8 protein-coding genes and 1 pseudogene are annotated in these 16,188 nt (G+C 26.8%); 1 reads left to right on the top strand and 8 read right to left on the bottom strand.

The window, feature by feature from the left end; genetic code table 11:
* Positions 1-63 precede the first annotated feature (63 nt).
* Positions 64-3,477, top strand: a complete 3,414-nt coding sequence (locus CURT_RS06455) for an autotransporter domain-containing protein (protein ID WP_115651841.1) — start codon at positions 64-66, stop codon at positions 3,475-3,477.
* 56 nt (positions 3,478-3,533) lie between these two features.
* Here the strand turns inward: CURT_RS06455 and CURT_RS06450 are convergent, their stop codons facing one another.
* The 8 genes and pseudogenes from CURT_RS06450 to CURT_RS09625 form a co-directional block, all read right to left on the bottom strand.
* On the bottom strand, positions 3,534-4,367 hold the full coding sequence (locus CURT_RS06450; RefSeq protein ID WP_115651842.1) for a hypothetical protein: 834 nt from the start codon (positions 4,365-4,367) through the stop codon (positions 3,534-3,536).
* Positions 4,368-4,597: 230 nt separating this feature from the next.
* Positions 4,598-5,413 carry a hypothetical protein gene (locus CURT_RS06445; RefSeq protein ID WP_018713909.1) on the bottom strand — a complete coding sequence of 272 codons (816 nt, stop codon included), beginning with the start codon at positions 5,411-5,413 and terminating at the stop codon, positions 4,598-4,600.
* Positions 5,414-5,591: 178 nt separating this feature from the next.
* The gene (locus CURT_RS06440; RefSeq protein ID WP_039750244.1) at positions 5,592-8,912 is read right to left on the bottom strand and encodes a VWA domain-containing protein; all 3,321 of its coding nucleotides are present in this window, start codon (positions 8,910-8,912) and stop codon (positions 5,592-5,594) included.
* A 46-nt stretch (positions 8,913-8,958) separates the two neighbouring features.
* Positions 8,959-9,765: a hypothetical protein gene (locus CURT_RS06435; RefSeq protein WP_018713911.1), complete on the bottom strand. Its 807-nt coding sequence runs from the start codon at positions 9,763-9,765 to the stop codon at positions 8,959-8,961.
* Between the two features lie 96 nt (positions 9,766-9,861).
* Positions 9,862-10,002: a hypothetical protein gene (locus CURT_RS06430; protein WP_018713912.1), complete on the bottom strand. Its 141-nt coding sequence runs from the start codon at positions 10,000-10,002 to the stop codon at positions 9,862-9,864.
* A gap of 45 nt (positions 10,003-10,047) precedes the next feature.
* Entirely contained in the window at positions 10,048-10,875 is an 828-nt protein-coding gene (locus CURT_RS06425; RefSeq protein ID WP_115651843.1) for a hypothetical protein, read from the bottom strand.
* A gap of 292 nt (positions 10,876-11,167) precedes the next feature.
* Positions 11,168-15,124, bottom strand: a complete 3,957-nt coding sequence (locus CURT_RS06420; protein ID WP_018713914.1) for a tandem-95 repeat protein — start codon at positions 15,122-15,124, stop codon at positions 11,168-11,170.
* Positions 15,125-15,301: 177 nt separating this feature from the next.
* Positions 15,302-16,078 (bottom strand): annotated as a pseudogene (locus tag CURT_RS09625) (calcium-binding protein); the annotation flags it as partial.
* Positions 16,079-16,188: the final 110 nt, after the last annotated feature.

Below are 16,188 nucleotides of genomic sequence, written 5' to 3'. Positions count from 1 at the left end.
TATAAATTTAAGTTTTATTTTGATATTATTTCGCCCCTATATAAATTAATTTAAGGAATTATTATGAATAAACACTTATTTTCTTTAGTGTGTGTGACGGCTTTAGCGACGGTGGCTTCTGCGGAGGTAGTAAAAAAAATTAATGGTATTCCAAAGGCTGGAGAAATTGAGTTAAAAGTTGATACTGATGAGACTTATGAAAATAAGTCTGTTTCTGGTAATAGTATGCTAGATAAAAATCAAAATTTAACAGAAGTAGGTGAAACTACAGAGAAACAAACAACTCTTATTATAAAAGATGATGGTTTAGTAAAAGTAACAGGCAATAATGGAAAACTAACCTTTAAAAGAGATGGTGATTTGGTTTTAAAAAGTCTTGGAATTTTGAAAGTAGAAAATAAAAGCTCTGATTTTAGCTTCGAAAATGTTAGAATGTATAATGGAATTTTAAAGCTTAATAATTCAAATTTTACAGTAGCTAATGACTTTAAAACAGAAAATAATTCACAAATAACTTTAAAATCTGATGATAAAGAAACAACAAAGATTGTAGCAAAAAATATAGACTTAAATACCTTAAACAAAATGGAGGTTGATAATTATACATTACAATCAACTGAAAATTTTACAATGAGAAATATAGTGAACGGAGATATAAAAAATAGCTCTCTAAATAGCTATAAGGAAATGTCCATAAAAAATTCAACTGCAAATTTTACCAACTCAACGATCCAAGCAAAAGATAAACTAAGCTTAGAAAATAATAAAGGAAGTTTTAATCAAACAGATATAAAATCAACTGATGGCGATGTAGAAATATCTGGAGAAATTAACTTTAATGGTAAAGATACAGATAAAAGCAATATAATCTCAAATAATGGAAATGTAAATTTAAAAAATATAGATAGTGGAAAAATAAAAAATGCTTCCATAGGTGGCAATAATATAAATTTAGAAGGCTTTGATGCAAAACTTGAAACAAGCTCTCTTGGTGCAAATAAAATAGAGATAAAAGATAGTTTTATAAATTCAACTTCTACTACATTTAGTGCTTTATTTAATGGTGTTCATTTAAAAAATTTAAAAGATGGTAGTGAATTTAAACAAAGTACTTTTTCTGGTAACGAAGTAAATATAGAAAATTCAAATGTTGTAATTAAAGAATCAAAACTTGGAGAAGAAAGAACTCCTTCAGCTGAAATCACAATAAACGGAGAAAAAGTATCCTTAATAGACACCGAGTTAAATGGGCATAATATCAATATTTCAAATTTAAATGGTGGCGATATATATAATACCAATTTTAAAGCAGTAAAAGAGATGAGCCTAAAAGATGTAATGGCAAATATTCATAATAGTGATGTTTTAGTTGGTGATAGTGAAGGTAAAAATGGAAAATTAACTATTAACAATACAACAATTAGCAAAAAAACAACTATTAATTCTGATAATATTTTATTTGAAAAAGATGTAAATTTAATTGGTAGTGATAATTTTAGTGATGCACCAAACAATAGAGTAAAAATTAGAACTAAAAGTACTAAAAAAGAAAATGGAAATAAAGTAAATTTAAATCTTGAAAATGTGGATATTATTGCCAAAGAAAATGCAAAACTTTTTGAAAATTTTAGCGAGACAGATATAGTAACTTTAAAAGGTGAAAATGTTTTTATAAGTGATAGTGAAGCAACTCTTGGAAGTGGATTGAGATTTTCAAATGGTGGAGGTATTTTTAGAAAACATGGAATGGGTACTTTAAAGGCAAATGCTGATACGATTAACTCAATAAACCATCTCCAAATAACTGATGGAACTCTTAAAATAACAGATGGAGAGCTAAAATTTGAAAATGGTAAAATTTTAAGCATGAATTCTCAAAAAGGACTTTTAGAAAGTGATTCTGAAATTAGCATTAATCAAGAAGCTTTAAGTCAAAACAATAAAGCAAAATTTAATCTTTTGGGTGCGATAAATGATTTAAATCAAAGAGGTGAGAGCAATCCATTTGTAAAGGCTAAAAGTATAGTTGGCGAATTTGAACTTATGAATAACAATAATGAGTTTTTCAAATACGAACTAGTAAATAAAGGTAATAAACTTTATGCAAAAGTAAGTAAAAAAAGTGAAGAAAATAATAAACCACAACCACCAGTGCCAAACCCAAAACCAAACCCAAGTCCAGCACCACAACCACCAGTGCCAAACCCAAAACCAAACCCAAGTCCAGCACCACAACCACCAGTGCCAAATCCACAACCAAACCCAAGTCCAGCACCACAACCACCAGTGCCAAATCCACAACCAAACCCAAGTCCAGCACCACAACCACCAGTGCCAAATCCACAACCAAACCCAAGTCCAGCACCAAAAGGATCTAAAATATTTCAAAAAAGACTTAATGATTTAGGTTACACTGCTCTTTTAGATATGGGAAAAACACTTGATGCTGCAACAGATAAGGATAAAAATGGAAATTTTAGATCAAGAAGTGTGCTTGATGCTTTGGCAAATACTCTTGGAGGAGGTGCTGTAAAAAAAGAAGAGCTTATTTATCTACAACCACTTCTTTCAGGGCAAGGAACAAAGATAGTTTCTGATATATCTAATAGTAATAAAAATTCAATTTTAAATAAAGAAAATAAAAAAGATAAAAATTTCTGGGGCATAATATCAACAAACTTTGATAAAAAAGATTTTAGAAATGACGGAGTTTTAGGCTATAAGGGCGATCATTATTCAGCAATTACAGGAATTGATGGCTTTGTAGATGACAATATAAATTTAGGTATTGCTTTTGCTTTTACAAAAAGTAATGTAAAAGGAGATTTAGACCATAAATTAGATATTAACTCTTATGAGACATTTTTATATAGCGATATCTATCCAACAGATAAAATTAAATTTGATTTAATAGCTGGAGCTGGTATCTCAAAAAATAAAGGTCAAAGAAATATAAGACTTGCTAATAACTTACTAAAATCAAAATATGATAGCAAGTTCTACACATTTGGTTTAGGTGCTTCATATACAGCTTTTGAAAATAATGGTATGAAATTTATGCCATATTTTAAAGCTGATTATTTTAATATAGCAAATGACGCATATAAAGAAACAGGTGATAATAAAATCGCTCTTAGTGTAGATAAATCAAAATTTGATTCACTTATGCTTGAGGCTGGATTAAAGAGTGATTTTATGTTAGCATCAAATTTGAATCTTAATGCAAAAGTTGGAGTTGCTAAAGGAATGCTTGATAAAAAAACTTCTGTAGATGCTGAGTTTTTGGGATTTATGGGGCAAAAGGATAGTAAATTTAACATCAAGTCTAAAACAGATAGCGAAGTTTTAGGAGTTATAGGAATTGGGCTATCTTATGATGTGACAGAGCTTTTTAATATTGATTTTGGGTACAATGCAAAATTTAGCAAAGAGTATAAAAATCATAACTTACTTTTAGGTTTTGAATACAAATTTTAACTTTTGAAGTCGTGCTTTTTGCACGGCTTTTTATGTTTTATTAAATTAGCCCTTTCTTATTTCTTTTTTAATAAATATGTCCTACTGCAAACATCACCCATATTCCAACGCCAACCAACAGGAATATCGTTTTTTATCTCTACATATATCACATCGTAATTTTTCATAGCAATATCAGGCTTTGATATTTGTAAAATATAGTCCTCATTTTTATACTTTATAATCCCAAAATATAAATCTTGCAAGCTATTATCAGTGTTAGCATAGTATTCATCATTATATCTAGTTGGAACATAGTATAAATTAGCTCTGTCTTTAAAATTATCACAATAATCTTTTTCATAGGTAACGACAGTATCGCTATTTTTATGCTCAATTATAAAAATTTGACTGCCATATCCAATATTTATATTGTCATATAAACTATATGAATCGGGGCTATCTTCAATTAATTGATTTTGTTGTGCATAATGAAGCATTGAAAGGCAATTACCCATATATTTTTGAAATCTTTCATTGTCGTATGAAGTATGGTTAACAACCGGTTTATGAACTAAAATATTTTCTAAATTTAGCAAATCATCATAAAATTTATCGCAAAAATAGTCAAACTCTATGCCAAGTGCTCTCTTTTTTCTTTGCCAAGTTTTGTTATTGTCCCGATAGACTTTTTTGCCTTCTAACAGATTTTCAAAACTTGCGTAAGAGTGCAAAGATGGCGCTATCTCAGAGCTATAAACATCATCAGTTTTGATATCCATATTTTTGATCCAAGATATAAGATAGCTTAAATTTTTAGGTGGATTTTTATTAATTGGTTCAATATATTTAGTGCTGTTTGCCAATAAAAAACACAACTGCGAGAGCAATAAAAGAATTATTCTTTTCATTTTATATTTCTTAAATTATATGTAGCCGCATTCTATCAAATCTAAACTTAGCCTATAATAAATTTCATATCTAATTTTAACTTTTAAATTTTGTATGAATTACCTTGTAATTAGGTTGATTATAATATATTTATAAGTGCCTCTTAGGTGCTTTTGCTTATTTATAAGTATAACCATAACCACTTTTACTTAAATCCAATGTTGCCATAATTTATCCTTTGTATTGAAATTTATACTCCATCAAAACTATAAGGTGTATGTTCAAATCTTTGAAAATAGATATCTCTTATATTGATATCACCACACTTTGTTACAGGTATATTTTCTATTATAAGCATATCATTTTCTGTTGAATATATATCTTTTTTAATATAATGCTTAATAAAATTAGGCATAAGGTCGTATGTATATATATATTTAAGTCTTAGATAATATCTACTATATTCATTTGTTATACTTGGAATTTTTCTAGTTGGATTATTTTCAAATAGCGTATTGCTTTTTTTCATATCATCCCAAGATAATATTTCAAAACTTTTTGGCAAATACAGATAGAAATAATTATATTTCCTATTATTGAATCCTATTGAAACTTTTAAATTTCCATTCTCATCAAAAATTTTTGCGTTTTTTATGTCTGTCTTTTTGCCATATTGCTCAATAAAATCGGTCTTGCTTATTTTATATATAGTTTTCATAAGCTTGTTGTAATCATCCAAATTGGTAAAATCAAATTTATAAAAAAAGCAAGAATCACCATCACTACAACGGTAGCTATAGTAATATTCTTCTTGCATACCGTTCCAGTATTTTGGATTTTCGGCGTCTTTTTTTATAACAAGAAAATAGTTTTTAACGGCTCTTTTAAATATTTCTTCCTTACCTAAAACCCTATCTTCTTTTAAACAATACCCATGTTTGTATTTTTTATAATCATTTAGCGAGACAATTTTATAGCCAAATTTCGATGAATAATCTGGAACTATTCTTATAAATAAAATGCATGATATCAATATGATGATTAAGCTAAAAATTATTTTTTTCATACCATACCTTTTATTTTTTTATAACAGCATTCTACCAAACCCAAACTTAATTCATCATAAGTTTGATACTAGTTTTCAATTAGTGAAATTTGTTGTAGTTACTTTAAAATTAAGCTATTGTAACTTATCTTAAACCAGCATTAAAGGAAATAATATCCCTTTATGTATATTTTATACTTTAACCATTATATATCTGCATAATATCATTATTTTTAAACTCACTGTTGAAATTTAAGCTTAATCCTTTATCATCGCCATATGAGTTTAAATCTTGTATGATTTTATTAATCGTTTCAGTACCAAGCATTGTGCCATCTAGATTAATATTTTCTATAGCAGAGTATTTGTTAGTTTGGTTTTGAATAGTTAGGGTTTTAATGTCTTTACTATTGCTATTTGAATAATTAATAATTAGATCTTTATTAAAGCTTCCACCTAGTTTAAACTCTACACTACTTTTATCTATATCATTTAGTATTAAAGTATCATTTCCTCCATCTATTAAATTTACATACTCTTTATCTCTTATGATGGTATTATTTGCATTTTTTCCTATTATGTAGGTATCATCTCCATTTCCACCTATTAGGGTGTTGTTATTTTTATTGGTAATTAGGGTGTCGTTACCTAAATTTGAGATGATGGTTTGATTATCTTTATTAGCCACTACTATATCATCTTTTAATGTAGCTTTAACTATATCTTCATTAGATATTATTAGATTTGATTTAAATGGATTTATAAAACTATTATTTAAAATTTCTATATTATCAACTCTATTTTTTGATAAAGAATTTAAAGTAGTTTCATCTATTGTGTAATCACTAAATTTAATAGTAGAAATTTTAAATTCATCTTTATTGAAAAACTCTTTTATAGTAATAGAGCCTTTTATACTATCTTTAATATTTATATTTTTAAACTCAGTGAAATTTAGATCTAGAAATTTAGTAATATTATGAGAAATTTTATCTAAAGCAGTTATAAAACTATCTTTTTTTGTATCAATGATAGTTATAGTTAAGTCATTATTATCTACTTTAAATTTAGCATCTTTTATACTAAAGCTTGATAAATCAATTTTGTTTTTATCAATATTATTTTTATTTGTTTCTATTATGATATCTTTATCAAATTTATCTTTAAAGATATAAGTATCACTTCCTTCTTTGCCTTGTAAAATATCATCTCCACCTTTACCTTCAATGATATTGTTTTTATTATTTCCTATTATGGTTTCTGATTTGTTTGTACCTAAGTTACTTGCATCAAATAAAGCATCTTCTAGCTCATTTAAGCTATTTGGTTGCAAAAATAGACCACCTGTTTCATCTGATAGTCTTTTTAGATGAGAAAGATTACTATTTATAGATATGACATTTATCTTTACACTATTGTCATAAATAATTTTACTAGAGTTAGTAAAACTACTCATCATTCTTGTAAAAGTTGTCATCTCTTTGCCAAAGTTATTTGCCATATCTATAACTTCGTCCATTCTATGATTATCATCTCCACTCTCATCAGTCATTAAAAATATCTGTTTATCAAGTCCATTATCTTTTGTAAAGTTACTCATACCCTCTATCATAGCAGCACAATGATACTCAGTTCCACCATTTTCAATATTTATACTATTAATGCCTGATTGAAAAGAGTTGTAGTTGTAATAAGTTCCTATGGTTTTTATGTTGTTATCACTAAAAGTAACAATTGAAATTTTAGAAAAAGTGTTTGATTGTGCTAAATCTTTAGAGCTGTTTTCTCTAAATATATTTTTAGCGATAGTTAAAGCTTTAGATTTTGTAGTTTCTATATCATCCCACATAGATCCAGTTGTATCTATTACTATAGCTACTTCTTTACCAAGATTATCAGCTAGGTTTATATTTAAGCTTTTTTCTTCTTTATTAAAGTTATTTATAGTAAGTTCTGCATTATTGTTATTTTTATCAATTACTTTTAGGACTTTGCTGTTTTCATCTAGATGATACTCTATATTTTTATCTTCGCTTAGATAAACTTTTATAGAATTAGAGCTTTTATCTTTATCAAGTATACCTCCAATAAGTTGTGTATTATTAAAATAAACCTCTCCTTTTCCATCGCTATCTGTTATAATGTCTTTGTCGTTAGCGTAGTAGGTGTCATAACCATCTCCACCTTTTAGGATATCTGGTGAGTTGTCATCTTTTAATGATTTATCGTTTGAATATAAAATATCATCAAATTCAGTGCCTATAATTGTATCTGAGCCTTTTCCACCTATGTAGGTTATTCCGTTTTTAAGTTTATCTTTATGGGGATTTATATTGCCACCATCAAACTCACCTGAACTAAATGCACTAACAACTCCATTAATTACATTAGAAATAATAGTCTCTTTTGATAATTTAATAGAAGCATAATTTACTAAAATTCCATCAACAATTACTGAAGCTATATTGTATATTGAGTTTTGAGAAAAAATATCAGTAACTTTTATATCTTTACTTAAATCAAAACCATCATCAAGAATAGTTCCATTAAGCTTACCATCACCACTGCCATCATACATTACAAATTTGCCATTTTCATCAATGTATTTAATAGAATCTAAATTTACTATGTTGTTTTTAAATTCTTTATAGATATTTTTAACCGCAGAAATTGTGATTTTTACTAAGTATGCCGAAAGTGCAGATGCTTTAATTATTGTAAGTGTTGGGTTTAAATAATCTAAAAAAGACTCACCTAGTATCTCTTTTGCTATGTTATCATAATCAAACATAGAATCATATCTAGCTTTAGACACAGTTCCAAAATTTACAGTATCTGCCTTAATATCTTCAATATCAAATTTCATATTAACAGTTCTACCTATCCTTGAAGGGTCTATGATATTTGCTAAAGTTGGGTTTACTAGACTTGCTATGCCATCATTACTGAAAAAATCAAAGTTATCACCAATCCTATCATCTTGCTTAGGATTTAGCTTTATTCTAGCGTTTCTAACTTCTATAGGATTTAAATTTTTATCTAGGACATATCTTATATTATCTGTATCAATTCCTAAAGTAGTGCTACCAAATATAAAAGCCCTTCTTGCAAAGTCAGGGTCATCTAAACCACGATTATAAAAGGTTATGCTTCTTAGAGGGTTTTTAGCACTATTAATATCTTCATAGCCATCATAAAACAAATCTGCAAACTGATTTTGAGTAAGTATATAATTTCCGTTTTTATCTATTTCTACATCAGAACTAAGTATTGTAGGATTTAGCATATTTCCATCTCTTGTTTTTCCACTAAAAAATGTTTTAAATATTGCAAAATCTTTTAAATTTACTAAATTCTTAGCACTATTAATTAATGATGAAGTATCAATATTAATAGTTATATTTTTAGAATTTTTATCTCTTATCCATTTATTATCTGGCAACTCACTACTACTAGGTGTTTTATTTTGACCCCAAAGATACTCATTTATAATATCTTCTAAAACTTTTTTCTCTATCATTTTAAATCCTTTGTGTTGAATTTGATGTTTTAAATTTGCTAGGCTTTTAGCCACCATTAACCATTATATCTACTATACGCTTAACAGTATCATCAATCTTTATCTCAATATTGCTTTTCCCACAATTATCTATCAGCCATAAATGACCTTTAGTGTTTTTATTACCCTTATAAAAATTAAAGTCTTCTATCTCTTTTTTAAATTTAGAATATAAATTATTATTTAACATTGTATTTGATAAATAAATATACTTGCTTCCAAAACTTCCATCATTAAAAAATACAAATGATTCGTTTAAATATAATCTATAATCAAAATTTCCAATATAAAATAATTTTGGAGTTTTAAATCCAGCAGTATTACTCTTTGAATCAATCACAATATCATTATCTGAAATTTGGTATAGTTTGGCATTAAATATATTTAAAAAAAAGTATCTCTTATCATCATATGGTTTAGAATAGTTGTTATTATTATAGTATTTGCTAAATTTCTCAAATATATTATCATTGCTATAGCCATCCATAGAATAATAACCAATTTTTTCTATGTTGCTATCTTTACAAGCACCTGGCGTTACCCAACTTAATTTTTGACAATAGACTTGCTCTGATTTTTTCTTTATGACTAAATCGCTTTTTAAATAATTCAAAATAGCTCTTTTATAAAGCTCATCTTTACTTAAAATCCTATCTTCTTTTAAACAATATCCCTGTTTATATTTTTTATAGTCATTAATAGATACTATTTCAAAGCCATATTTGTTTGAATAATCAGGCACAATTCTTATAAATAAAATGCAAAAGATAATTATGAGTAAAAGTAGTATTGAAGTTATCTTTAAAATTTTCATAACTATCCTTTCTAAATAATTGATTTAAAAATTATGCTTTTGTTATACTTAAAATTTAGTTAAATCTTTATTAAATTTATAGATTTATTTAAAAATTTATTGGTTTAAAATTTTAAGGGTAATATTTTTATCTCTGTCTGTAAATTTATTATCTGCTAACTCACTACTACTAGGTGCTTTACTTTGACCCCAAAGATACTCATTTACAATATCTTCTAAAACTTTTTTCTCTATCATTTTAAATCCTTTGTGTTAAATTAATTCTTAAAATTTACTAGGCTTTTAGCCACCTTTGAGTGACGCATTAATACCAACTTTTACCCTTTTATTTATATCTATATTGGTAAAGCCACAATTATCAACAGTGTAATCATATTCGTACAATTTATTAAAATATTTCTTATTCTTAAACTCCTTGAAGTATTTTTCAAACTTACTTGAAAATGTGTCACCATTACTGTCATTAATCCCATATATAGGTCCTATTAGTGGATTAGCCGATATATTTATAAAATCTCCATTTTCATAAAAATAGAACGATTCGATTTTATTGATATAAATATAATATGAAGAACCATCAAATAGCAACATGTAAATATTTGGTCCTGCTGTATTTTTTTGTAAGTCAATATCTAATTCCAACTTGTTTATTTCCAATTTTTTTGTATTAAAGGCTTCTGAAAAAAAATAGAAATAATTATTGTTAAAAGAATTCTTTTGATGTATAAATTTTTCATATTGTTGTTTAAATATATCAACTATATTGTCTTTTGTAAATCCTTCAATTTTGTAAAATCCAATTTTTTCTATATTTTTATCATCACAAAATCCATATATGCTGTCAACCCTTTCGCAATATCCTTTTTGAATTCTTATTTTTATAATTTCATCTTTATTAAAATAATCCATTGTAGCTCTTTTATAAAGCTCATCTTTACTTAAAATCCTATCTTCTTTTAAACAATATCCCTGTTTATATTTTTTATAGTCATTAATAGATACTATTTCAAAGCCATATTTATTTGAATAATCAGGCACGATTCTTATAAATAAAATACAAAAGATAGTTATAGTTAAAAATAAAACAAAGATGATTTTTATAGCTTTCATAGATTTGCCTTTTTAATAACTGATTTCAAAATTATACTTTTACTATACTTAAAATTTAGTTAGATTATTAAAATTATAGATTTATTTAAAATTTATAGTTATGTAGATTTATAATATTTAAACTCTATAGAGTTTATGATATTGTTTAAATTTGTGTTTTGCTAAATTTATGTTTAAAGATTTAATTTATCAGTTAAAGATTTGCGTAGTTTGGTTTATGCTTTTTTATGAGTACTTACTGATTTTATCTATATAACCACACCAGCATCTAGCTAGTATGGTTATATTTTAACTAATTCCACCCATTAGTATATAGTTGCATAATATCAGGATTGTTTTTCATATCATTAGGACTATTTAGGTTTATTACACTATCATTGCTATATGAGTTTAAATCTTGTATGATTTTATTAATCGTTTCAGTACCAAGCATTGTGCCATCTAGATTAATATTTTCTATAGCAGAGTATTTATTAGTTTGGTTTTGAATAGTTAGGGTTTTAATGTCTTTACTATTGCTATTTGAATAATTAATAATTAGATCTTTATTAAAGCTTCCACCTAGTTTAAACTCTACACTACTTTTATCTATATCATTTAGTATTAAAGTATCATTTCCTCCATCTATTAAATTTACATACTCTTTATCTCTTATGATGGTATTATTTGCATTTTTTCCTATGATGTAGGTATCATCTGCGTTTTCACCTTTTAAAAAGTTATTTTTACCATTAGAAATAAGAGTATCATTTTTAGAACTACCATAGACTTCATTTTTATTACCATTTAAAATAATAGTATCATTTCCATCTTTTGCGTGTATTTTAGACTTATCTCCTGTTGATATTATAATGTCATCTTTGTTGCTACCATTTAAGATTGAGTTTTCTAAATCACTAAATATTATTCCAGAGTTATTTAAATTTGCACTAGGTTTTATCTGCCAAGACTTTTTGTTTGGTAAAACTAATTTAGTATTGTCTATATTTATAGTTTGATTGTTTTTAAAGATTAAAGTATCGATTGTTTTTGCACCTTTTGTAAAATAATCTTTTATAGTTATATTTCCACTATTTTGTGTTAAAATTAAATCATTATTTGATCTATTAAATTTAATATCTTCAACATTTAAATTTGGCAGTTTAAGAGTTGTGTCTATTAAGTCATTTGATGGTATTTCTAAATTACCACTATTATACTCATAGCCATTCATATTAAACTTAAGCTCTTTTGTAGTAGATAATTCTCCATCACTTACTTCTACTATAACACTATCATTTCCTTTATAGCCTTTATTTGAAGTATAGGTGAAATTTCCACTCTTATCGATTGTAATAAAGCCATTTGTTGGATTAGATACAACTTTATAAATTAAATCATTAGAGTCTATATCAAACGCTTCTAAATTTGCTGTAACTTTATCTGTATTAGTTAATTCATAACTAGAAATGCTTTCTTTAAACTCTGGAGCATCATTTATAGGATTTATGTTTATATTTATAAATTTTTCAAAGCTAAGTCCAAACTCATTAGTAACTTTTACTTTTATACTGTCATTTCCGTTAAAGTTTGCATTTGGTGTTATAGTGTATTTACCAGAATTATCTAGGGTTATTTTAGAGTTTTTAGGATTATTAATTAATTCAAATTTAACATCTCCACCTATATTATTAACATAAGATAGATTTCCACTTAAAGTAGTATCTTCATCAAATTTAAAAGTATCGGTAATGATTGTTGGAGCTGAAATTTTGGAGCTAAAATTTAAAGTTATAGTGTCTTTTGCACCATGTAAATCACTAACTTCAATTATAGCACTACTTGATTCTTTACTAATAAGTTCATAACTCCACTTTCCAGTATTATTATCTAAATTTAATTTTCCATTACTAGGATGCTTTACTACCCTATAAGACAACTTATCATTATCAACATCACTTGCTATGATTTGACCTGTTTGATATCTTACATCTTCTAAGATAAAGTTACTTTCATCTTTATTTGTGATTGATGGAGCATCATTTACAGGAAGTATATTTAAAGCAATAGTTTTTATATCGCTTAATCCATACTCATTAGTTACTTTTATAGTTATAAAATCTTCTCCATTATAGTTTAAATTTGGAGTTATCATAAAGTTTCCATCATCTTTTAAAAAGACTGAACTATTTAATCCATCTCCTACTAGCTCATAGGTTAGCTTTGAATTACTTGGATTTATGATTTTTAAAGAGTTGTTAAAAACTGTGTCTTCATTAAATTTAAATTTAGTAGAATCAATTATTGGAGCTGAGATTACTGAGTTAAAGATTAACTCTTTTACACTAGATAACTCTCCATCGCTTACTTCTACTATGACCTTATCTTCTCCTATATAAAAAGCATTTGGCTTGTATGTAAAAGCTCCGTCTTTATTAAGAATCATGCTTCCATTTGTTGGATTAGAAACTACTTTGTAGGTTAGAGTGCTACTATCTATATCACTTGCTTTTAAAACACCACTGATTTCTCTTATATCTTGTAAAGTATAGTTTGTTCTCGTAGAATCAAATACAGGAGCGTCATTTATAGGATTTATATCAAAGCTTAGCTCTTTTGTAGTGCTAAATCCAAACTCATCAGTTATTTTTATAATCGCACTATCGCTTCCATTAAAGTTAGAATTTGGTATAAAGCTTAAAGCCCCATTTTTATCAATAGTTAATGACGCATTGTTTGGATTAGACAATATTTCAAATTTAAGAGGCGTATTAGATTGGCTTTTTATAGATAAGTTCTCTTTTAGTATGCTATCTTCATCTAAGCTAAATTTAGTTTTTTCTAGTATTGGAGATAAAAATGGATTTATCTCATCTTTAAAGCTAGATATTCTTCCATCACTAAATTTAACATTTTCTATGGAGCTGTTTTTAGTAAAATAGTCTTTTATGGTTAACTTAAAGCCACCATCTGCATTTATTATTAATGAGTTTTTATCTTTAGAGTAATTTATGTTTTTAACATCATCACTAAACTCAATTGTATCATTTCCACTTTCTACACTAGTGCCAAATAGAGTAAATAAATCCTTTATTACTCCACCATTACTACTTAAAGATATTTTATAAGTGTCATTGCCAAAGCCAGCATTTGTATATCCATTTACAAATACCTTATCATCATTTCCTATGATTGTAGCAATATTGGCGATATCTTCTTTAAATATAGTTGTATTATCTTTAAAAATAAATTTATCTATTGGATCATTTTTAAAGTCTTTTATAACAATAGAGTTATTAGAGCTATCTTTTATAGTTAAATTTCCACTACTTTCCTTATATATAAACTCTAAATCTTTTAAACTATGTTCTTTAAACCAGATGGTATCTGTTGTTGTATTTGAACTATCTTTATTTATTATGGTATCATTTCCAAAGTTAGAGTGGAATATATAAGTATCATTTCCTGCTTCTCCACTAAGTACGTCATTGCCACTACCACCAATTATAGTGTCATCTCCAGCACCTGATTTTATACTGTCATTTCCACTTCCACCGTCTATATAATCATTTCCAGAATTTGTAATAATATCATCATCCCCACCAAGAGAGTTTATAGTATAATCATCATCTCCTAACATATGAATGATGTCATCTCCCTGGCTTTCTTTTAATAAAGATAAATTTAAAATTTCACTTGCTTTAATAAAGCTTCCATCACTAAACTCTATTTTACCAATAGTTGTATTTTTATAGAAGTTTTTTACTCTAATAGAGCTATTATCACTTGTATTTATAACTAAATCATCTTTATTTGCTTTAAATGATATATCTTTTTTTGTAAAGCTACTAAATTTAATTACATCTTTATCTCCATCTATAATTAAATCATCTCCAAATTCTTTATCAAATATGTAAGTATCACTACCACTACCACCTATTAAAGTATCATCTCCTTTTCCACCTATTAAGATATCATTTCCACTTCCAGCATCTATTATGTCGTTTCCATCGCCTGCATCTATATAGTCATTTCCTGCGCCACTATATATCTTATCACTACCGCTACCAGATAAGATTTTATCATCTCTTCCAAGAGTAGATATAAAATCATCCCCACCTTTAGCATTTACTTCATAGCCATCATTTGTAACTACGCTTAAGTAATTATTGCTATCATCGCTTGATAAAAGAGCTAAGGCGTTAATTTCTTTTAGATTAAGATAGCTTCCATCATTGAATTGGATTTGATCTATAACGCTATTTGGCATATTATCTTTATTAAAACTATAAAAGCCTTTTATGGTAATGGAGTTTTTGCCCTTAGATATGATTAAGTTTTTATTATCATCTTGATAAAATTTAAGATCACTTGCTTTAGTGTCATCACTAAATTTAATTTTATCTGTAGTATTTTTTTCATCTTCATTAATGATAATATCATTTCCAAAGTTACCACTAAACTCATAAGTATCGCTTCCAAGTCCTCCTATTAAAGTATCATTTCCACTACCACCAACTAGTATATCATCACCATTTCCAGCATCTATATAGTCATCTCCATCACCACTATTTATATAATCTCTTCCACTACCTGCTTTGATAGTGTCTTTGCCAGCTTTTGTAATAATACTATCATCACCAGCTCCACTATCTATATAGCTATTGCCAGTGCTTGTTATATCATCATTTCCTCCAAGAGTAGTTATAGTAACATCTTTAATGTTTGAGTTTATAGTATAGTTGTGGTTTGTATTAACAGCTAAATCATTGCTATTAGAATTAAGTACTAAATCATTTATATCTTTTAAATTTAAAATAGTAGAGTCACTAAATTTAACTCTATTTATACCACTATTATAAGGTGGTTTATAAAAATCTTTTATAGTAATACTATCGGTTATGGTGTCATCTTTAAAGCCTACTACTAAATCTAAATTCTTTTTACTAAATTTAAGCTCACTAAGTTTTATATCATCTATAAACTCAATAGTTTCTATTTCTCCTTGATTTATAGTGTTTATGATTAAATCCTTACCAAAGCCTCTAGCAAATTTATAAGTATCGCTTCCACTTCCACCATTTAAAGAGTCATTACCACTACCACCAATTATGATATCATTTCCACTTCCTGCATTTACTGTATCATTGCCACTTCCTGCATCTATATAGTCATTTCCACCATTTAGTGTTATCTTATCATCACCACCTTTAGCATTTACTATAAAATTATCATTTGTGATGACTTTTAATGTATCATTATTATCATTTGCGCCATTTAAAGATAGATCTAAAATATCTTTTAAATTTAAAGTTTTACCATCACTAAATTCTA

This window comes from Campylobacter ureolyticus, from assembly GCF_013372225.1.
Classification (GTDB): domain Bacteria; phylum Campylobacterota; class Campylobacteria; order Campylobacterales; family Campylobacteraceae; genus Campylobacter_B; species Campylobacter_B ureolyticus.
This window is presented reverse-complemented; position numbering and strand designations above follow the sequence as displayed.

What these genes read in the sequence shown, in the direction of transcription:
- CURT_RS06445 (WP_018713909.1), bottom strand. Translation starts at nt 5,413, where the DNA reads ATGAAAAAAATAATTTTTAGCTTAATCATCATATTGATATCATGCATT.
- CURT_RS06430 (WP_018713912.1), bottom strand. Translation starts at nt 10,002, where the DNA reads ATGATAGAGAAAAAAGTTTTAGAAGATATTGTAAATGAGTATCTTTGG.
- CURT_RS06440 (WP_039750244.1), bottom strand. Translation starts at nt 8,912, where the DNA reads ATGATAGAGAAAAAAGTTTTAGAAGATATTATAAATGAGTATCTTTGG.
- CURT_RS06455 (WP_115651841.1), top strand. Translation starts at nt 64, where the DNA reads ATGAATAAACACTTATTTTCTTTAGTGTGTGTGACGGCTTTAGCGACG.
- CURT_RS06435 (WP_018713911.1), bottom strand. Translation starts at nt 9,765, where the DNA reads ATGAAAATTTTAAAGATAACTTCAATACTACTTTTACTCATAATTATC.
- CURT_RS06450 (WP_115651842.1), bottom strand. Translation starts at nt 4,367, where the DNA reads ATGAAAAGAATAATTCTTTTATTGCTCTCGCAGTTGTGTTTTTTATTG.
- CURT_RS06420 (WP_018713914.1), bottom strand. Translation starts at nt 15,124, where the DNA reads ATGCCAAATAGCGTTATAGATCAAATCCAATTCAATGATGGAAGCTAT.
- CURT_RS06425 (WP_115651843.1), bottom strand. Translation starts at nt 10,875, where the DNA reads ATGAAAGCTATAAAAATCATCTTTGTTTTATTTTTAACTATAACTATC.